The organism is Flavobacterium sp. HJSW_4 (assembly GCF_042436695.1).
In the GTDB taxonomy this organism is placed as follows: domain Bacteria; phylum Bacteroidota; class Bacteroidia; order Flavobacteriales; family Flavobacteriaceae; genus Flavobacterium.
Genome location: NZ_JBHNPP010000006.1, coordinates 123,702 through 144,507, shown reverse-complemented (window position 1 = coordinate 144,507; position 20,806 = coordinate 123,702). Strand labels below are relative to the sequence as shown.

The following is a 20,806-nucleotide window of genomic DNA, read 5'->3' as shown; positions in this document are numbered from 1 at the left end:
TTTAACTAAAGTATTATTTTTTTAACAATTACGCAACAGTCAAAAAATAAAACATTAAGCACCAACAAACTAACTTTTAAAATTACCTGATATCAGGGTAAAAAAAAATCCTGAGTTTTTTAACTCAGGATTCATTTTTTTAGATGTTCAGAAAATTATTCAGCATGTAAAAACGCTTGTCTTTCTAACAAAGTTTCTTCGTCTTCAACATGATTGTCATCAGGTACACAACAGTCAACCGGACAAACAGCAGCACACTGCGGCTCATCATGGAAACCTTTACATTCTGTACATTTTCCTGGTACTATATAGTAGATTTCGTCAGAAATTGGAGTTTGCGCGTCTTCAGCGTCTACTTCAGTTCCGTCAGGTAATACAATTTTTCCAGAAAGACTTGTTCCGTCTTTATATCTCCAATCATCTGCTCCTTCATATATTGCTGTATTTGGGCACTCTGGTTCGCAAGCCCCACAATTGATGCATTCGTCAGTTATAATTATTGCCATCGTTTATTAGTCTTAAAGTTAAAAATCTTAAAGTTCTAAAGTCAAAATAAAGACAAGCATCGCTTTTGACTTTATGACTTTTGACTTTCGACTTAATTATGCTTATTTTTGTGCAAAATTACAATCAAAACAATTCATAAGCAAACATTATGACATTAGAAACAAAAAAAAGTGTTTTTGTTGAATTAGGAAAATTTTTAAGTCAGTTTTCTGAAGGCGCTTCTGTGCAAAAATCTGACGTTTTATATAATGATATCTTTTTTGAAGATTTCGAGAATCTGATTCGCCTATCGCAATCCCATAACGGATGGTATACTCCCGAGCAGGTTTATTTCTCCATCCAATCATGGGCAGAAGCTTTAACGGCAGAAAATATTGACAAATGGCTTTCAGCTTACAAAATGGATCAGAATAACGAAAATCCAAAAAACGTTGCTTTGATTTTAGCTGGAAATATTCCGTTGGTAGGTTTTCATGATTTTTTATCAGTTTTAATTACAGGAAATAAAGCTTTAATCAAAACTTCTTCAAACGATCAACATTTATTGCCATTTTTGGCTAAATATTTAATTGCTGTTGATGAAAATTTGAAAGATAGCATCACTTTCGTGGAAGGAAAATTAGAAAACTTCGATGCAGTAATTGCCACTGGAAGCAATAATACTTCCCGTTATTTTGAATATTATTTCAAAGACAAACCATCAATTATTCGTAAAAATAGAAATTCAGCAGCGGTTTTAACTGGAAAAGAAACCAACGAAGAATTGGAAGCTTTAGGAGAAGATATTTTCAGATATTTTGGTTTAGGATGCCGAAATGTTTCTAAACTTTTTATTCCTAAAGATTATTCATTTGAACCATTTTTCCAAGCTATATTTAAATACCAAGACGTTATTCATTACGAAAAATATGCTAATAATTACGATTATAACAAGGCTGTATTTTTGATGAGCAATTTCAAATTATTAGATAACGGATTTTTGACTTTAAAAGAAGATTCGAGCTACGCCTCTCCTATTTCGAGTGTTTTTTATGAATACTACGAAAATCTTGAAGAACTTAAAAAACGTCTTCAGGAGGACACAGATCAAATTCAATGTATTGTTAGCACTAATTTAACTACAAATAGTATAGCATTTGGCGAAACCCAAAAACCTCAATTGTGGGATTATGCAGATAATGTCGATACTATAACGTTTTTGTTAACAACAAAGTAATAATTTGTTTAATTATTTCGAATATTTTAACTCTTTTTCGGCTCTTATTACCGAAATTTGCGTCTTTAAAATTTTCGACTATTAACAACAACCATGAAAAAACACAACTACAGCGCAGGACCAAGTATTTTACCTCAGGAAGTTTTTGAGAAGGCATCAAAAGCAATTTTAAATTTTAATGATTCAGGGTTATCTATCCTTGAAATCTCGCACCGAAGCAAAGATTTCGTTGCAGTTATGGAGGAAGCTCGTTCCCTTGCTTTAGAATTATTAGGACTTCAAGGAAAAGGTTATCAGGCTTTATTTTTACAAGGCGGTGCCAGTACAGCATTCTTGATGGCTCCATACAACTTAATGAAAGAAAACGGAAAAGCAGCTTATTTAGATTCAGGAACGTGGGCAACTGCGGCAATCAAAGAAGCTAAACTTTTCGGTGAAACTGTTGTCGTAGCATCTTCAAAAGAAGAAAATTATACTTATGTTCCAAAAGGTTACGAAATTCCAGCTGATGCTGATTATTTCCACTGCACAAGTAACAATACTATTTTCGGAACTCAAATGAAAGAATTCCCATCAACAAATGTTCCTGTCGTATGCGATATGAGTTCTGATATTTTTTCTCGTGAATTAGATTTTTCTAAATTCGACTTAATCTATGCTGGAGCTCAAAAAAATATGGGACCTGCTGGAACTACTTTAGTGGTAGTAAAAGAAGAAATCTTAGGCAAAAACGGAAAAACAATTCCAAGTATGCTAGATTACGCTAAACACATCAAAGGAGAAAGTATGTACAATACTCCACCTGTATTTGCTGTTTACGTTTCTCTTTTAACTTTACAATGGATTAAAGAAAAAGGCGGAATCGCTGCTGTTGAAAAATTAAACAACGCTAAAGCGGAATTACTTTACGCTGAAATCGACAGAAACCCATTATTTAAAGGTGCTGCTGCAGTAGAAGACCGTTCTAACATGAACGTAACTTTCTTATTGAACAACCCAGAGCACACAGAAACTTTTGACGCTTTATGGAAAGCTGCAAACATTTCTGGATTGCCAGGACACCGTTCTGTAGGTGGTTACAGAGCTTCAATCTACAACGCTATGCCAATTGAAAGCGTTCAGGTTTTAGTTGATGTAATGAAAGCTTTAGAAAGTAAAGTTTAGTTTTCAGTCGCAGTCACAGTTTACAAAAAAGAAAAATCAAATAGTTGGTTTATCGATTAAACAAATAAACGATTTAACGATTAACCAAATAAAACAAAATACACACAATGAAAGTATTAGCAAATGATGGAATTTCTAAAAGTGGAATTCTAGCTTTAGAAAAAGGTGGTTTTGAAGTTATCACTACAAAAGTAGCTCAAGAACAAGTAGCTAACTATATTAATGAAAACAATGTTGACGTAATTTTAGTTCGTAGTGCAACTAAAGTTCGTAAAGATATTATCGATTCTTGTCCTGGCATCAAAATCATCGGTCGTGGTGGTGTTGGTATGGATAACATTGATGTGGATTATGCTAAAAGCAAAGGAATCCATGTAATTAACACTCCTGCTTCATCTTCAGAATCTGTTGCTGAATTAGTATTCGGACACTTATTTTCTGGTGTGCGTTTTTTACATGATTCTAACAGAAATATGCCTCTTGAAGGAGATTCAAACTTTGACGGTTTGAAAAAAGCTTACGCTAACGGAACAGAATTAAGAGGTAAAACTTTAGGTATTGTTGGTATTGGTCGTATCGGACAAGCTACTGCAAAAATGGCTCTTGGTTTAGGAATGAAAGTTATCGCTGCTGATAGCTTTATCCCTCAAGTTGATGTGAAAGTTGAATTTTTCGACGGACAATCAATCACAACTACAATCGTTTCTCAGTCTTTAGAATCTTTATTTAAAGAAGCTGATTTCATCACATTACACGTTCCTGCTCAGGATGGTTACATCATCGGAGAAAAAGAACTTGAAATCATGAAAGACGGTGTTGGAATCGTTAACTGTGCTCGTGGTGGTGTTATTGATGAAGTAGCTTTAGTAAAAGCTTTAGACTCAGGAAAAGTTGCTTTTGCAGGTTTAGACGTTTTCGAAAGCGAACCAAAACCAGAAATGGCAATCTTAATGCATTCTAAAATCTCTTTGACTCCGCACATCGGAGCTGCAACTGGAGAAGCACAAGACAGAATTGGTACTGAATTAGCATCACAAATCATTACTTTATTAAGCTAATTAACTATAATTAAATTACTTAGAAGGGATTTATTAACACAGATTAATAAATCCCTTTCTTTTTTTGTTTAAATTTGATTGAATAATCTAAACCCTAAAGATCATGTTTGAACAATTAACCCAACTAGTACAACAATATGGAGGCGATGCTGTTGTAAACAATAACGCTGTCCCAAACGAACATAACGAAGCCGTAATAAGCGAAACAAGCAATTCTATTTTTGAAGGATTAAAGAAGATTGTTTCCGAAGGCGGAACCGATCAAATTGCCGGATTATTTAATGGAAGTACAGCTATTGATAGCTCAAATCCTGTTGTTCAGCAAATTCAACAGCAATTAAGCGGAAATCTTGGTGAAAAATTCGGATTAAGCAGCGCTGATTCAAATGGAGTTGCTTCGAATTTGATTCCGCAGATTTTAGGTTCTTTAGTTAATAAAGCAAAAGATCCAAACGACAGCAGTTTTCAAATTTCAGATATTATAAATTCCATTTCTGGAAACAGCGGACAAGCTTCTGGAATAATGGACACCATCTCTAAATACGGAATGCAATTCGGACTTGACCAAAACAACGACGGAAAAGTTGATGTTGCAGATGTATTAGTAGTTACCAAAAGCAAAGGAGGAATCGCTGGGTTTATTGGGAAACTTTTTGGAAGCAAGTAATTTTTAAGCAACAAAGGTACAGAGGTACAGAGGCTCAAAGGAGCAAGACAAAAAATATTCAAAGCTGTTTACTAATTAATTGGTAAATAGCTTTCTTTTTATAACACAATACCAACCTCTGAACCTTTGAACCTCTGCGCCTTTAAACCTTAACACGTTAGAATCATGTTAAACTCCATCCTCTTCTCGTCATTTATTCGTAAATTTAATTTATGAAAAATTGCATTTCCATATTGATAGTTTTGTTTACCATTATCGCGTGTTCTTCAGCCTCACAGAATGTCGCTAGCACCGATACTGCATCAAATAAAAAGGCAAACGATACTGTTAGAATTGCAAACGATTCATTAGAATACGAAGTCATTATTATCGATAACGGATTCTCTACCTGGCTTGCTTCTCGAGCTTATCCTAGAAACTATTATTCATTGCAATATCTTGAAAACAAAAACAATTTGTATGTAACAGAATGGAATAGTCGTGTTTTACAGCCACAGCGTTACAGTCCCAATTTGTACGAAATGTCGATTGACTATCGTCCAGACATTCATTATGGCTACGAAGTAAATTACTTAATTTACAATTACATGATTTATTTTCAAAATACTTACAAACAAAAGCTTTGGGGCTATGTTCCCTCAAGATAATATACTATATTTGTAATCATTACAAATAGCAATGAACAGATTAAAAAAACGCTGGGGAATCACCTCAAATTTACAAGCCATAATTATACTTATCGTTTTTGCCATCACAGGATCGGCATCTGCGTGGCTGTCTAAACCATTCTGCGTTTGGCTGGGCATTACTAAAGAAGATTTCGGAGGTTGGTTTACCCTCATTCGCCTTATCATTATCTTCCCTATTTATCAGGTTTTACTAGTTGCTATCGGAACTATTTTTGGGCAATTTAAATTCTTTTGGAACTTCGAAAAGAAAATGCTTAAAAATATGGGACTTGGATTTTTATTTAAAGAATAACTTCTCTCTTATTCTCATTTAATTAAAACCGTTCTGGTTAAGATTTACTCTTAATCCTAATTTTTGCATTTAATTTTTATTTTTTGATTATTCTACTATTCTTGAATTACATTTTAATCAATCCCAGAATTTATAAGACATTACTTATTTAAAAAATTGGCATAAAAAAAACGTTATACATTTTTTTTATGCCAATTTTTTATCAATACACATACAGAACAGGATGGTGCAGGATAGTTTTATTTTAAGTAATAACAAACTTTACAATAGCCTAAAAACTGATAATCAGACGATTATTATTTTAAACAAAATCATTACTTACTAACCAAACCACAATTTGACATGCTGAAAAATTACTTTAAATCCTCCGTGATGGCGGCGATGATTTGTCTCATTGCGCCCGCAAACAAGATTTTTGCCCAAAATCCAATTGTAAAAATTGACTTTGATCAAGCTGCAAGACCCAAAGCAGAAGTAAACGACCCCGATTACACCGCTTGGGTAATCGCTTCTGGTAACACCAGCACTTACACCGAAAACGGCGTTACATTTACCATGACCCGCGTTGGAAACAATGGCGATGCCTTAGGAACCAATTGGTACAAAGCAGGAATTCAAGCTCCTTTCTACGCTAGATTGGTCTGTGACGGACTTACCGTAAAAGGCACGACTGCAAATCTAGGCGCCCAAATCGAACTTAAAATAAGCGGTCTAGCAACAGGCGAACACACATTATTAGCTTTCTTTAATAACGTAGACAGCCCGACGACGAATACTTTTAGCCCTGTAGATATTTCTGTCGATGGGAATTTAGTCGTTGATAATTTAATTCCAACTGTAAGAGCAACAAAAACTGCCGATGCAAAATCTACTTATTTAAGATTTCAAGCTACAGCAGGAACCGATGTTGTGATTCTAATGGCTGCAGAAACTTCAGAAACAGAAAACATCAAAAATTTTATTCTTAATGGTTTTGAATTAAATACGCCTAATATTTTCTATCAGGCAACAAATCCAAATCCGAAGCAAAATGACGAACATGTAGAATTAACTTCGAGCGGAAAATTACTGCAATGGACCGCTGCGGCAAATGCTGTTTCGCACAACATCTATTTTGGAACAGACCAAGCAGCGGTTAACAACGCTGCAACATCTTCTCCCGAATTTAAAGGAAATCAAGCTTTGGCAAATACATCTTATCAAGTAAGCGGATTATACACAGGAGAAACATACTATTGGCGTGTTGACGAAGTTTTAGCAAACGGAGTTGAAAAAGGAAACGTTTGGCGTTTTCGTCCCGCACAGCTTGCTTTTCCAGATGCTGAAGGATACGGACGTTTTGCGCGCGGAGGACGTGGCGGAAAAGTAGTTGCCGTTACCAATCTAAACGACAGCGGTCCAGGAAGTTTCCGTGAAGCTGTGACAAACGATATTGGCCCAAGAACAATTGTTTTCAATACTTCTGGGGTTATCCAACTGCAATCTCGTTTGGTTTTAAGCCAGCCTTATGTGACAGTTGCTGGACAAACCGCTCCTGGAAAAGGAATCGTTATTCGTTCTGCTCCTTTTGGTGTAACTGGAAACGATGCCATTGTACAAAATCTAAGAGTCAGAATTGGCGCAGGACCAACTTATGACGGAATGGGATTAACTGGCGCTGACAACAGTATTATTGACCACTGCTCTATCAGTTGGACTATTGACGAATCTTTCAGTTCAAGATCTGGAAAAAATATCACACTTCAGAGAACACTTATTTCTGAGGCTTTAAATGCAGCAAATCACCAGAATTATCCAGCAGGAACAGAACATGGTTATGCAGCTACAATTGGCGGCGATATCGGAAGTTTTCATCACAACTTATTAGCGCATTGTTACGGCCGAAACTGGAGTCTTGGCGGCGGATTGGATGGCAGTGGCGCTTACACAGGAAAAATGGATATTACCAACAATGTCGTTTACAACTGGGGAGGAAGAACTACCGACGGAGGAACGAAAGAAGTCAATTTCGTAAACAATTATTACAAACCAGGTGCTGGATCGAAAATATTTGTTGCTTTCAATCAGCAAAATGAAGGAGTTGGAACTGGAATGCAGCAATGTTATTTTAACGGAAATGTAATGCCTGGCTATTTCGACGAAAACAATCAAACTTTAGGAAGAAAAGCTTCTGGCAATACTGTTTCTTACAACAACTTCGTAGACACTCCATTTTTCCCTTCTTATGTAACCACGCAATCTGCAAAAAACGCTTATAAAATTGTTCTTTCTGATGTTGGGTGCACACAACCTGAATTTGACGATCACGATCAGCGCATTATTTCAGAAACTTTAAACGGCACTTATTCTGCAGTTGGAAGCGTAACAGGAAAACCTGGATTCCCAGATAATGAAGCTGATGTTGGAGGTTTTGAAAGTTACCCAAGCGTTGTTAGACCTCAAAATTGGGATAGCGATCAGGATGGGCTGCCAAACTGGTGGGAAACTATTATCGGAACTAATTTAAATTCTGCCGTTGGAGATTTTTCAGATGCCAATGCCGATCCAGATTTAGACGGTTATACCAATCTAGACAAATATCTGCAATGGATGTCTGAACCTCATTATGATGCTGTGCTAGGAAACAAAATCTATATTGATATTCAAAAATTATCAAGAGGCTTTACAAACGGAGTATCCTATTCATTATCTCAAGTGACAAATGGAAACGCAACATTATCTGGAAACACGGTAGAATTCAAGCCAAACGCAAAAGGTTTATGTTCTTTCAAATTTACAGTTACAGATGCTGAAGGAGGAACAATGACTCGAAAAGTAAATATCCTAAGCGGCTATTCCACTTCGCCTATAAATGAGGTGATCAAAGATTTAATTGATAATTTTAAAGTTTGGCCTGTACCAAATACTGGAAACTTCTCAATTTTACTAGATGTTGATGTAGACAAAGCCGAACTTAGAATTTATAATATTTTCGGAAGAGAAATTCAAAAACGAACAATCAGCGGACAAACACAGGAAAATATCTCGATAACTGAAAAAGGTGTTTTTATTTTAAAAGTCACAGATTCAGACACTAAAAAAATATTATACCTTAAAAAAGTAATCATACAATAAGATTCAAATAAAAAGGCAGCTAAATTCTAGCTGCCTTTACTTTATTTTTCAGTAAACTCTTTAGGTTGTCGCGTAAAGAAATAAGTGTAAATCCAAGTCAGGGTAAAAGACGGAATCACATCTGTAAAAGGCAGTATTTCCTCCAGAAAAGTCAGAACACCTGCAACCTTCCCTACTCTTCCTTTATACATTCTTGCCATAATTATAGCCGCAATAGGTGCCCAGACCACATCTGAAAATTCACCAAGAAAAGGTATCGAAAACGAAATCATACCTATTCCATCCAAAACTAATCCGATAATTAATTTTGACATTCTGTTATCTTCAGCAACTTCTAAATCTTGCATAACACATTCATTTTTAAGTTAATCGAAATTAAAAATAATTCACGAAACTATATTATTTCTTTTCTAAATTTAATTTCCAATATTCCCATATCAATTTGCGTACCGATTTGGAATTTGGAATTTCATTTTTTGGAATTTAAACATTGTGATTTGATTTTGAACATAATCTTCGTTTCTTTGTAAAAACAGTTTCATTACATGATACACGCAAAAAACATACATAAATTCTACGACAAACTTGAAGTTTTAAAAGGAGTCAATCTACATATTAAAAAAGGTGAAATTGTTTCTATCGTAGGTGCTTCGGGTGCTGGAAAAACAACTTTACTACAAATTTTAGGAACTTTAGACAAGCCTGATCATAATCCAGATTCATCTCTGACCATAAATGGCAAAAACGTTTTGGAGTTGCAAAACATCAAAAACGACAGCTCAAACCAAGAAAAAGCATTCAAAATTATTACTTGGCTGGGAGTTATTTATTTCATTTTATTGGCAGTGTTTGTTTTGTTTTTTAGAAGCAAAATAGAAAACGACATTTTCGGCTACGGCACATGGTCGGTAATACTTTTACCTACTGTTCTCTTACTTTTTTACTATAATCGTTATTTCAAAAAGAAAAGCAAACAAGACAAAATTTTATCCGATTTTAGAAACTTAAATTTGGGATTCATTTTTCAATTCCACCAACTTTTACCCGAATTTACAGCGCTAGAAAACGTTTGTATTCCAGCACATATTGCAGGCAAAAAAACCGCTGAAACAGAAGAAGAAGCAAAAAAACTTTTAAGCTATCTTGGACTTTCGCACAGAATCAATCATAAACCAAGCGAACTTTCGGGCGGAGAACAGCAGCGCGTTGCCGTTGCGAGAGCCTTAATCAATAAACCAGATGTCATTTTTGCCGATGAACCTTCTGGAAACTTAGACACACATTCTGCTGAAAACCTACATCAATTATTTTTCCAACTTCGAGACGAGTTCGGACAAACTTTTGTCATCGTAACGCACAACGAAGAACTGGCAAACATGGCTGACAGAAAATTAGTGATGGTCGACGGGCAAATCAGCAATTAGGATAATCAGGAGCTATTTCCTGCTGTCCTCTATATCTTTTGTGGCGAACCCCGCCACAAAAGGATGCCGCTCCCATCAGGGCTAGGGCACTCAAATTCATAAGAAGATTTCATTTAAAATGAACCAAAAAGAACTCAAAGAATTTCTAGACGAAAAAGTCATTCAATATAACAATCAGGATTTTATAGAAAGTGATCCTGTACAGATTCCGCATCTTTTTACTCAAAAGGAAGATATTGAAATTGCTGGTTTCTTAAGCGCTTCTATTGCTTGGGGAAACCGTAAAATGATTATCAAGAATTCGCATAAAATGATGGAATTAATGGGCAATACGCCTTACGATTTCGTTATGTCACATTCTGAAGAAGATTTAGCAAAATTGGAAACATTCGTCCACAGAACTTTCAACGGGCATGATTTTGCTGGTTTCATAAAAGGCTTAAACAACATCTACAAAAACCACAACGGATTAGAAGCTGTTTTTGCTAAAAATCAAGAAAAAGACAGTTTGCAGAAAAGCATTAGCGAATTCAAAAAGATATTCTTTGAAACAGATCATTTGGCGCGAACTCAAAAACACATTTCAGATCCGTTAAATAATTCAGCAGCAAAAAGAATCAACATGTACCTGCGTTGGATGGTGCGCCAAGACGCAAAAGGAGTCGATTTAGGAATCTGGAAAAGCATTTCACCATCGGTTTTATCTTGCCCGCTCGACGTTCATTCCGGAAATGTAGCCCGCAAACTTGGAATCCTTTCGCGAAAGCAAAATGACGCCAAAGCTTTATTAGAATTAGATACCAAATTAAGAAAAATGGACGCTTTAGATCCTGTAAAATATGATTTTGCTTTGTTTGGGCTAGGTGTTTTTGAAGGGTTTTAATTTTTTAAAACGACCATCATTTTTTCAATTGCTCTAAATGCAGATAGCTCCATTCCGCAAAAAAATCTGTTCCTAAATCACATTTCCAGCCTTCTGATTCTAAATATTTATTTATAAAATCGTAATCAATCAATAGGGTTTCGTCTCCTAATTTCGAATTTATAAGTTCTTCGATGGTCGAAGTAGAGACTCCAAAATTGTCGGCTACATAATTAGACTTCCTTATAAGTACATTATTTTCAATGACTTCTTCATAAAAATATTTTTCGTAGTAAGACAATTCTAGTTGTCCATTTTTAAATTTCGACAATCTTCCTTCACCAACAGTGGACTGATAATAAACTAACAAAACCTCAGTTTTCAGATTTTTTGAAATTCGTTTTAGTACCTCATCAAAAAAATATAAACCACCCTGAAAATCAAACTCAACTTCAACCCAATCTACACTTAAGTTTTTTGAAACTATTAATGTTAGATTTTCACCTTCAAAAGAATTATCTTCGTGCGGTACGTTATAAAACCACCATTTTTCAGTATCAAGCCATATCTCTCTACCAATTGGCAAATATTTCTTTAACTCACTTACTATAGTTTCTATATCATTACACTTAATACTCGTTTGTGAAAATGTTCCCATCTTATTTATGATCTGTTCTTTACTCTTCAAAAATATTCAAAATTTCCAAATAGCTTTTCGTTTTACAAAACACTTTTAAAACACAAATAACAAGATTCTGAAGCTCTACAAAAACTGAAAATCAATTAATTATATCTCAAAATTATTAGATGATTCGAAAAAATTAGTGCTCTAACCATGAATTTAATGTACATTTGCACAAAATTTAAAGCAAATGAGCACTTTCGAAAAATTTAATCTTCCAAAATCATTACAAAAAGCAGTTGACGAATTAGGATTTGTTACGCCTACTCCTATTCAAGAAAAATCTTTTTCTGTAATCATGTCTGGACGTGATATGATGGGAATTGCACAAACTGGAACTGGTAAAACATTTGCTTATTTACTGCCTCTTTTAAAACTTTATAAATTTACTCACACCAATACGCCAAAAATCGTAATCCTAGTTCCAACTCGTGAATTAGTGGTTCAGGTAGTTGAAGAAGTTGAAAAATTGACTACATACATGTCGGTTAAAACTTTAGGTATTTATGGTGGTGTAAACATCAATACACAGAAAAAAGCCGTTTACGAAGGTGTTGACATTTTAGTTGGAACGCCAGGTCGTACAATGGATTTAGCGCTTGACGCAGTTGTTCGTTTTGACGAAACACAAAAATTAGTAATCGACGAATTTGACGAAATGCTGAATTTAGGTTTCAGACCTCAATTGACTGCACTTTTTGCAATGATGAAAACTAAGCGTCAAAACATTCTGTTCTCTGCAACGATGACAGATGAAGTTGATGATCTTTTAAATGATTATTTTGAATTCCCTGAAGAAGTTACATTGGCTCCATCGGGAACTCCACTAGAAAAAATTACACAGCTTACTTATAACGTTCCGAATTTCAATACTAAAGTAAATCTTTTAAAACATTTATTGGAAAACGACGAAAGCATGAGTCGTATTTTGGTTTTCGTAAATAACAAAAAGATTTCAGATATGCTTTTCAATCGTATTGATGAGCTTTTTGAAGGACAATTTGGTGTTATTCACTCGAACAAATCTCAAAACTACCGTTTGAGCACAATGGCTGAATTCCAAGAAGGAAATCTTCGCGGTTTAATCACGACAGACGTTATGGCGAGAGGTTTGGATATTTCGAATATTACGCACGTAATCAACTTTGAACTTCCAGAAGAACCAGAATTGTACATGCACAGAATTGGTCGTACAGGTCGTGCAGACGCAACGGGAACAGCAATTAGTTTTGTTACTCCAAGAGAGGAAGAATTCAAAATTGCAACCGAACTTTTAATGGAACAAGAGCTTGAAATTGCTGATTTCCCTGAAGAAGTTGAAATCTCAGAAAAGTTAATTGAAGCTGAAAAAGACAAGTTGCCAAGAAAGTTTTTAATGAAAAAAGTAAAACTAGAAGGTGATGGCGCTTTTCATGAAAAATCTAAAAAGAACAAAAAAGTTAATCTTGGTGGTCCTTCAAAAACCAAAAAGAAAACTCACGGTTCTGTCAACAGAAATATGTTGAAGACAAGAAACGAGAAAAAGAAAAAAAATAACAAGTGATTTTTTTTTAGATGCTAAGGTTCTAAGTTTTTTCACATAAGACAAAAAATAAAAAGGGTAAAGATTTTTGATCTTTACCCTTTTTATTTTCCAAGCTTAATGCTTAGTAACTTAGAATCTCAGTACTTTTTTTAACTTAGTATCTTAGCAACTTAGAACCTTAGCATCTTTTTACTAAATTTTCGTAAACGAAAGTCCTACTGGCGAACACATTTGTATTCTTCTTCCTGTATCTGTCAGTTTTCCTGTTGCGATATCTCTTTTAAAGATAACTATATCGTTAGTATATTGATGACCTACTAAAACGTAATTTCCTGTTGGGTCAATCGCAAAATCTCTTGGGCCTTTTCCTAAAGTGCTTTGTTGTTCAACTAATTCTAAAGCACCAGTTTTAAGAATTTTATAAACTGAAATTGCATTGGCATCTACACGATCGGTAACGTATAAAAAGTTTCCGTCAGGCGAAAGTTTGATTGCCGCTGCTCCTGTTCCTCCTTTAAAATCTTTTGGAAGAATACTTGTTTCAGCAACTACTTTTAAGCTTCCTGTTTTATCCCAGCTTAAAGTCGTCAAAGTACCGTCCAACTCTTGAACCAAATACACAAATTTGCCATCTTTACTAAAAGTCAAATGTCTTGGACCACTTCCTCGTTTTACGTCAATACTTCCTTTTAGCGTCAAAATATCATTTTTAGCTACTGGATTGTACTTGTAAATAAAAACTTTATCCAAACCTAAATCGTTCGAAAGCACAAACTTTTTATCTGGAGAAAAAACAACCATGTGCACGTGCGCTTTTTCCTGACGCGCTGCATTTGGCCCTTTCCCTTCGTGCTGAATTAACTGCTGTACTTCTGTGATGCTTCCGTCTGTATTTTTCTTAAAAACCGCGATGCTTCCGCCAGAATAATTAGCTGCAATTACATTTTTATCATCATTTATCAAATGGCACGGATCTGCTCCTAAAGCATCATTTTTATTTAAAAGATTGATTTTTCCAGATTGCGAATCATACGAAAATGAACTTACAGTACTCTGCGTTCCGTTTTCGTTTACTGCATAAATAAACTTATTATCTGCAGAAACCGACAAATAACTTGGGCTTACAACACTCTCAGAAGAACTCTTTAGTTTATACTCGCCTGTAGAAGCGTCGAATTCATACACATAAATACCATTGCTTTGGCACGTATTAGTATAAGTTCCAACTAATAGATTGAATTTATTCTGAGCTTTAACCGCAGTTATCGATAAAGCAGAAAACAAGACTAGATATATTTTTCTCATAATTTGTTTTTTTGTATTAGCTAAAATAAACAATATATCTATTTGAAACAGCTTCTTCATTACAAGAAATTACAAAAGTTACATTTTTTTCACCTTTGATAAGTTCATGTAAGTTATATAAGCCATCACTTTAGACTTTTGATTTTACTCTCTTAAACTTATATCGTTTAATACGTTTTTAATTTGTATTTTTGACCAGCATCTTCGCGAAAAACAAAACGTAGTGAAGTAAATCGAAGCCAGAATGCATTTTAAACATCCCGAAATTCTATACTTTCTGTTTTTATTGATCGTTCCAATTTTGGTTCACTTATTCCAATTAAGACGATTTAAAACTTCCTATTTTACCAATGTTCGATTCTTAAAAGAGCTTGCTGTTCAGACTCGTAAGAGTTCTAAAATCAAAAAACGTCTTTTATTAGCGACACGTTTATTATTGCTTACTTGTGCGATTATCGCGTTTGCGCAACCTTTTTTTGAAGCTGCTGATAGCAAAAACGCATCAAACGAAATGTATATTGTGTTAGACAATTCATTTAGTATGCAGGCAAAAGGCAAAAAGGGTGAATTATTAAAAAGAGCCGTTCAGGAATTGCTTGAAAACACTCCAGAAAACACTCAATTTTCACTTTTAACGAACACTGAAAATTTCTGGAATACTGATATTAAATCTTCTAAAAGCGCTTTACAAAACTTAAAATACAGCGCTTCTTCATTTGATCTTTCTGCCATTACAGCAAAAATAAAAGCACACAAATCGGCTCACAAAAAAGATATTGTAATTATTACAGATGCGGTTGGTTTAAAAGAAAAAGACATCGCGACTATAAATTTTGAAGAAAAGCCATACTTCATAGTTCCAGAAGCAGAGCAGAAAAATAATGTTTCGATTGATAGCGTTTATATCAATCAAACTTTAGAAAACTTCTACGAAATCGGAATTAATTTGTCAGCGTATGGCGAAGATTTTAAGCCTGTTTCAACTGCACTTTACAATCAAAACAAACTGATTGCCAAAACGATTGTCAATTTTGATGCAAAGAAAAAGAAAATCAATTTCACGATTCCAAAAGAAGCGTTTCATGGATATGCGGCAATTGAAGACAACGGTCTGACTTACGACAACAAATTGTTTTTCAGCATTTCTAAAAACAAAAAGACAAACGTAATTAGCATTGGCGAACCTGAAAAAAGCAATTTCTTGTCGAGAATTTATACTTCAGCAGAATTCAATTACAATAATTATCCAATTGGTTCTTTAGATTACAATAGTTTAGAAAAACAGAATACAATTATTTTAAACGAATTAATTGATATTCCGCAGGCATTGCAAACGACTTTGAAAGCTTTTGTTTCTAAAGGTGGAAATTTGGTTGTGATTCCTTCTGAGAAAACTTCTCTTTCGAGTTTAAATGCATTGTTGGGGAATTTCGGAAAAATTCAATTCGGGAATCTACAAACCAATAGTAAATTAATCACTAAAATTAATTTCGATCATCCTTTATTTTCAGGCGTTTTCGAAAACAAAATAACGAATTTCCAATATCCAAAAGTAAACAGTTCATTTGCTGTTTCGAGTCCGTATCCTTCAGTTCTTTCTTTTGAAGATCAAACGGCTTTTGTGACTTCTATTCAAAATCCAGTTTCAGGAATAACGGTTTTTACAACACCAATAAATAATGCTAATTCAAATTTCCAGCAATCGCCTTTAATTGTTCCTTTATTTTACAAAATTGCTCAGAACAATCAGAAAACTGGCGTAAATGCTTTGACAATTGGAAACAATCAACCTTATTTTGTTGATGTTTTATTGACTAAAGATGCTATTTTAGAAGTAAAAGGAACCGAAGATTCGTTTATTCCGATTCAACAAATTTTAAACAATAAAGTCAAATTAACATTCAATGATTTTCCTGAAACTGCTGGAAATTATAGTGTTTTTGATAAAAAAGAATGGGTTGAAAATATTAGTTTTAATTACAAAAGAACCGAAAGCGATTTGAGTCAGGTAAACACAAATGTTGTTTCCGATTTTAAAACCGCTGATACAATTTCGACCATTTTCAATACGTTACAAACAGAACGAACAGACAGCCAAATTTGGAAATGGTTTGTTATCTTTGCACTGTTATTTTTAGCATTAGAAATGGCAATTATAAAATTTGTAAAATAGAGCTATGGTGATTTCTAAAACATCTCACATTTTGCAAATATCTTTTTACGATAAAAAATAATCTACATATGAAACTAATCATCAAAAGCGCCAAAATTATCGACTCAAAAAGTCCGTTTCACAATCAGACCGTTGATCTTTTAATTGCAGATGGTGTAATAGAAAAAATAGGAGTTTCTCTTCCTCACGATAATAACGAAACGGTTGTGAGATTTGACGATCTTCATGTTTCTCAAGGTTGGTTTGACAGCAGCGTTTCTCTTGGAGAACCAGGTTACGAAGACAGAGAAACTATCGCAAACGGATTGAATGTTGCAGCAAAAAGCGGTTTTACAGCAATTGCATTACAACCAAATTCTCTACCAATTATTGACAATCAATCTCAGGTAAATTTTGTAAAAAATAAAGCAAATGGTTTTGCTACAGAAATTTTCCCAATCGGCGCTTTGACAAAAGCTAGTGAAGGAAAAGATATGGCAGAACTTTTTGATATGAAAAATTCTGGAGCGATTGCTTTTGGAGATTACAACAAAAGTATTGACAACGCCAATATTTTGAAAATCGCTTTACAATACGTTCAAGATTTTGACGGATTGGTAATTGCTTATTCGCAAGATCCAAACATTAAAGGAAATGGCGTTGCTAATGAAGGAATTGTTTCAACAAGATTAGGATTAAAAGGAATTCCGAATCTTGCTGAAGAACTTCAAATTTCAAGAAACTTATTTTTATTAGAATATACAGGTGGAAAACTTCACATTCCGACTATTTCTACAGCAAAATCGGTTGAATTAATTAGAGAAGCTAAAGCGAAAGGTTTGCACGTAACTTGTAGTGCATCTGTACATCATTTAGTTTTAACGGATGAAAAACTAGACGGATTTGACACTCGTTTTAAAGTTACACCGCCATTAAGAACAGAAGTTGACAGACAAGCTTTATTGAATGGAATCGCCGACGGAACTATCGACATGATTACTTCTGACCATAATCCAATTGATATCGAATTCAAAAAAATGGAATTTGATACGGCTAAAAACGGAACTATCGGTCTAGAAAGTGCTTTCGGAGCTTTATTAACGGTTTTACCTGTAGAAACAATTGTAGCAAAATTAACTGCTGCAAGAAGTGTTTTCGGATTAGAAAACAACACAATTGAAGAAGGCGCAAAAGCGAATATCACTTTATTTTCAACGGAAGGAAAATCAACTTTTACGAAAGAAAACATTCTTTCAAAATCTAAAAATTCTGCTTTCTTAGGAACTGAACTTAAAGGTTCTGTTTACGGAATTTTAAATCAAAATCAACTAGTTACAAAATAATACAATGAATAATAATTCAGTCGAAGAAGGAAAATCAATTGCAATTACGAGTTACATTCTAATCATTGGCGTTTTGATCGCCATGAGCATGAATTCTGAAAACAAAAACAGTTTTGCCTCTTTTCATATCCGTCAAGCTTTAGGTTTGTCTTTAACTTTTATCTCCTTTGGAGCAATCATCAGTAATTTCGATAGTTTTTTCATCACTTTCCCAATGTGGATTTGTATTTCAATTCTATGGACTTTTGGTATTTTTAATGCTATTCAAGGACAAATGAGACCAATTCCTTTAGTTGGGGAATTGTTTCAAAAATGGTTTAAAAAGATTGGGTAAATTTTAGAATTCCAAACTTGGAACCTGAAACTTGAAACTAAATTACTGTCAAAGTTGAAATCTGAAAACCGAGACTGCGACTGCGACTAAAATTCACAACTCACAATTTGCAATTAAAAATGAATCTATCTTTAGAATATAAAATAAGAGAACCAAAAGTAATTTTAGATAAAAATCCATTATTGCTTTTATTGCACGGATACGGAAGTAATGAAGAAGATTTATTCTCTTTTGCTTCTGAACTTCCAGATAATTATTATATCATTTCTGCAAGAGCTCCTTACGATTTACAATACGGTGCTTACGCTTGGTACGCGATCAACTTTGATGCAGATCAAAATAAATTTTCGGATAATGAACAAGCTAAAACTTCAAGAGACAGAATCGCTTCATTTATTGATGAATTAGTTTCAAATTATCCAATTGATGCTAATAACATTACTTTAATCGGATTCAGCCAAGGATCGATTTTAAGTTATGCTACAGCACTTTCTTATCCAGAAAAAATTCAAAGAGTAGTTGCTATGAGCGGTTATTTCAATGAGGAAATTATCAAAGAAGGATTTGAAAACAACGATTTCAAAAACTTAAAAATATTCGCTTCACACGGAACTGTGGATCAAGTTATTCCGATTGAATGGGCAAGAAAAACTCCTGCAATTTTAGAGAAATTAAATATTCCTGTAGTTTACAAAGAATATCCTGTTGGACATGGAGTTGCTCCTCAAAATTTCTTTGATTTTAAAAATTGGCTTTTGAGCTAGTTTTCAGTCGCAGTCGCAGTTTTCGGTCGCAGTTTACACTAAATCTTTTATAAAATGAGCACATCAAAACTTGATAATCCCGCTTTAATTTTAATTGATATCCAAAAAGGTTTTCATGATGTTGCTTATTGGGGCGGAGATCGAAATAATATTGATGCAGAACAAAAATCTGGAGAACTTTTAGAAATTTGGAGAACTAAAAATTTACCTATTTTTCATATTCAGCATTGTTCTTCAAATCCGAATTCGATTTTAAACGAAACAAATCCAGGAAATGAATTTCAGGATGTCGTAAAACCTCTTGATGGTGAAAACATAATTAAAAAGAATGTCAATAGTGCTTTTATCGGAACAAACTTAAAAGAGCTAATAGACAATGCTAAAATCAAGAATGTTGTAATTGTTGGTTTAACGACAGATCATTGCGTTTCTACCACAACAAGAATGGCAGGAAATTTTGGTTATAATGTTTCCCTAGTTTCTGATGCAACTGCAACTTTCAATAAAAAAGGCTTAAACGGAGAAAATTTCTCTGCTGAAATAATACATCAAACTGCTCTAGCAAGTTTAAACGAAGAATTTGCTCAAGTAGTAACTTCTGAGTTTATTAAAGAGAACCTTTAAGTTTTCAATCGCAGTCGCTGTTTTCAGTTTCAAATACAGATTGAAAACTGCGACTGCGACTGAATACTAATTATTGTCCCGTATAAAGAATATCTTTTCCTTTCTTCAAAACATATCCTTTCCACGGAATTAACTGCCAATCACCGTTAACCCAAGAATCACCTTCAGATTTTCTTTCTAAAATGATAGATTCTTTTTGAGTATCTAAGAAAAGCTCTGCTTTGTTTCCGTCAAAAATTACGTAAGATGCAGTCGTATAGGTTTTTCCATCATCGTAATGCGACAGTTTTGTTCCTTCAAAAACTCGAATACATTCTTTTTTAAGTTCTGACCAAGTATAACCTGCCGAAGCTTTACAGCCATGTGAATCAGCATCTGCTCCTACTTTAACTTCTTTTACAGTGTCTTTTAAAGATACTTCGACACCATCTTTTTTCGGTTCTTGTGAATTAGCTTTTTCTACCGAAGATTTCTTTGCACATGATACTATAGTGCTTACAATCATTGCAATCAAAATCACTTTTTTCATAATCCTAAAATTTTACAGCAAAAAAAATAGGATTACAAAATCCTATTTTTGATATAACCAAGTTTGATTTACTTCAAATGTAATATTATCGTCGTTATCTACAAAGTATTTTAACAAGACTTCTCCCCAAAGTTCTCCATTGCTATAATCTGCAATAATCCATCTGTGGTTTAAAATTTTAACTTTATTGATGATAAACTTGTTGGGTCCAATCTGGTCTTGCCCTGTATACGGATTCCCTTTTGGATTAGCATTAAGGTCTAACAATTTCTCCGTTACAACTGGAATTAGTTTTTCGAACAAAATTACTTTTCCTCCAGAAGCACTGTTATCAAAGTAATTCTGAGCATTTTCGTTATGTTCTAAAGAAAAATAATCAGCTTCTGCCAATTTATTTTTCATAAGACTAATGCTGTCTCTTAATTTCTTAGTTGTTTTATCGTATCTCTGCTGGCCAAATTTCACTTCACCGCTGTAAAATGCGTACGTAAACACATTCATTAAAATGGCAAGAATAAAAAGATAAAGCATTAAGGATTTTTTCATTGTGTTGTA

Annotated in this window: 20 protein-coding genes and 2 pseudogenes; 16 read left to right on the top strand and 6 right to left on the bottom strand. The window is 34.1% G+C overall.

Features of this window, described 5'->3' with window-relative positions; genetic code table 11:
- Positions 1–155 precede the first annotated feature (155 nt).
- Positions 156–506, bottom strand: a complete 351-nt coding sequence (locus ACE01P_RS07865) for a 4Fe-4S dicluster domain-containing protein (protein ID WP_379695972.1) — start codon at positions 504–506, stop codon at positions 156–158.
- A gap of 149 nt (positions 507–655) precedes the next feature.
- Here ACE01P_RS07865 and ACE01P_RS07860 point away from each other — a divergent pair, with 149 nt between their 5' ends.
- From ACE01P_RS07860 to ACE01P_RS07830, 7 genes are all read left to right on the top strand, one after another.
- Complete coding sequence (locus tag ACE01P_RS07860; protein WP_379695970.1) at positions 656–1,723, top strand: acyl-CoA reductase; 1,068 nt, start codon at positions 656–658, stop codon at positions 1,721–1,723.
- A 93-nt stretch (positions 1,724–1,816) separates the two neighbouring features.
- A complete protein-coding gene (gene serC, locus ACE01P_RS07855; RefSeq protein WP_379695968.1) occupies positions 1,817–2,887 on the top strand; it encodes a 3-phosphoserine/phosphohydroxythreonine transaminase in 1,071 nt (356 codons plus the stop codon).
- Between the two features lie 107 nt (positions 2,888–2,994).
- A complete protein-coding gene (locus tag ACE01P_RS07850; RefSeq protein ID WP_379695966.1) occupies positions 2,995–3,945 on the top strand; it encodes a D-2-hydroxyacid dehydrogenase in 951 nt (316 codons plus the stop codon).
- Between the two features lie 103 nt (positions 3,946–4,048).
- On the top strand, positions 4,049–4,612 hold the full coding sequence (locus tag ACE01P_RS07845) for a DUF937 domain-containing protein (protein WP_379695964.1): 564 nt from the start codon (positions 4,049–4,051) through the stop codon (positions 4,610–4,612).
- Positions 4,613–4,824: 212 nt separating this feature from the next.
- Positions 4,825–5,259: a DUF6146 family protein gene (locus ACE01P_RS07840; protein ID WP_379695962.1), complete on the top strand. Its 435-nt coding sequence runs from the start codon at positions 4,825–4,827 to the stop codon at positions 5,257–5,259.
- Between the two features lie 31 nt (positions 5,260–5,290).
- A complete protein-coding gene (locus tag ACE01P_RS07835; protein ID WP_379695960.1) occupies positions 5,291–5,593 on the top strand; it encodes a DUF6787 family protein in 303 nt (100 codons plus the stop codon).
- A gap of 342 nt (positions 5,594–5,935) precedes the next feature.
- Positions 5,936–8,707 (top strand): T9SS type A sorting domain-containing protein, encoded by a 2,772-nt coding sequence (locus tag ACE01P_RS07830; protein ID WP_379695958.1) that lies wholly within the window; start codon positions 5,936–5,938, stop codon positions 8,705–8,707.
- 41 nt (positions 8,708–8,748) lie between these two features.
- Here the strand turns inward: ACE01P_RS07830 and ACE01P_RS07825 are convergent, their stop codons facing one another.
- A complete protein-coding gene (locus ACE01P_RS07825) occupies positions 8,749–9,054 on the bottom strand; it encodes a hypothetical protein (protein ID WP_379695956.1) in 306 nt (101 codons plus the stop codon).
- Positions 9,055–9,252: 198 nt separating this feature from the next.
- Here ACE01P_RS07825 and ACE01P_RS07820 point away from each other — a divergent pair.
- From ACE01P_RS07820 to ACE01P_RS07810, 3 genes and pseudogenes are all read left to right on the top strand, one after another.
- Positions 9,253–9,465, top strand: a pseudogene (locus ACE01P_RS07820) (ATP-binding cassette domain-containing protein); the annotation flags it as partial.
- A gap of 216 nt (positions 9,466–9,681) precedes the next feature.
- A pseudogene (locus ACE01P_RS07815) lies at positions 9,682–10,131 on the top strand (ABC transporter ATP-binding protein); the annotation flags it as partial.
- Positions 10,132–10,249: 118 nt separating this feature from the next.
- Positions 10,250–11,014, top strand: coding sequence for a TIGR02757 family protein (locus ACE01P_RS07810; protein WP_379695954.1), 765 nt, complete (start codon positions 10,250–10,252; stop codon positions 11,012–11,014).
- A 16-nt stretch (positions 11,015–11,030) separates the two neighbouring features.
- On the opposite strand, the gene ACE01P_RS07805 is transcribed toward ACE01P_RS07810, so the two are convergent.
- Entirely contained in the window at positions 11,031–11,651 is a 621-nt protein-coding gene (locus tag ACE01P_RS07805) for a hypothetical protein (protein WP_379695952.1), read from the bottom strand.
- A gap of 214 nt (positions 11,652–11,865) precedes the next feature.
- Here ACE01P_RS07805 and ACE01P_RS07800 point away from each other — a divergent pair, with 214 nt between their 5' ends.
- A complete protein-coding gene (locus ACE01P_RS07800; RefSeq protein WP_379695950.1) occupies positions 11,866–13,218 on the top strand; it encodes a DEAD/DEAH box helicase in 1,353 nt (450 codons plus the stop codon).
- A gap of 174 nt (positions 13,219–13,392) precedes the next feature.
- On the opposite strand, the gene ACE01P_RS07795 is transcribed toward ACE01P_RS07800, so the two are convergent.
- Complete coding sequence (locus ACE01P_RS07795) at positions 13,393–14,505, bottom strand: lactonase family protein (RefSeq protein ID WP_379695948.1); 1,113 nt, start codon at positions 14,503–14,505, stop codon at positions 13,393–13,395.
- 244 nt (positions 14,506–14,749) lie between these two features.
- Between ACE01P_RS07795 and ACE01P_RS07790 the strand changes: the two genes are divergently transcribed.
- The 5 genes from ACE01P_RS07790 to ACE01P_RS07770 all read left to right on the top strand — a co-directional run bounded on the left by ACE01P_RS07790 (position 14,750) and on the right by ACE01P_RS07770 (position 19,722).
- A complete protein-coding gene (locus ACE01P_RS07790) occupies positions 14,750–16,678 on the top strand; it encodes a BatA domain-containing protein (RefSeq protein WP_379695946.1) in 1,929 nt (642 codons plus the stop codon).
- Between the two features lie 68 nt (positions 16,679–16,746).
- Positions 16,747–18,000, top strand: coding sequence for a dihydroorotase family protein (locus tag ACE01P_RS07785; RefSeq protein ID WP_379695944.1), 1,254 nt, complete (start codon positions 16,747–16,749; stop codon positions 17,998–18,000).
- A gap of 4 nt (positions 18,001–18,004) precedes the next feature.
- Positions 18,005–18,334: a hypothetical protein gene (locus ACE01P_RS07780; protein WP_379695942.1), complete on the top strand. Its 330-nt coding sequence runs from the start codon at positions 18,005–18,007 to the stop codon at positions 18,332–18,334.
- A 119-nt stretch (positions 18,335–18,453) separates the two neighbouring features.
- Positions 18,454–19,098, top strand: coding sequence for an alpha/beta hydrolase (locus ACE01P_RS07775; RefSeq protein ID WP_379695940.1), 645 nt, complete (start codon positions 18,454–18,456; stop codon positions 19,096–19,098).
- Positions 19,099–19,152: 54 nt separating this feature from the next.
- The gene (locus ACE01P_RS07770; protein ID WP_379695938.1) at positions 19,153–19,722 is read left to right on the top strand and encodes a cysteine hydrolase family protein; all 570 of its coding nucleotides are present in this window, start codon (positions 19,153–19,155) and stop codon (positions 19,720–19,722) included.
- Between the two features lie 70 nt (positions 19,723–19,792).
- On the opposite strand, the gene ACE01P_RS07765 is transcribed toward ACE01P_RS07770, so the two are convergent.
- Positions 19,793–20,251 (bottom strand): hypothetical protein, encoded by a 459-nt coding sequence (locus ACE01P_RS07765; protein WP_379695936.1) that lies wholly within the window; start codon positions 20,249–20,251, stop codon positions 19,793–19,795.
- Positions 20,252–20,293: 42 nt separating this feature from the next.
- A complete protein-coding gene (locus ACE01P_RS07760) occupies positions 20,294–20,797 on the bottom strand; it encodes a hypothetical protein (RefSeq protein WP_379695934.1) in 504 nt (167 codons plus the stop codon).
- Between the last annotated feature and the right edge of the window lie 9 nt (positions 20,798–20,806).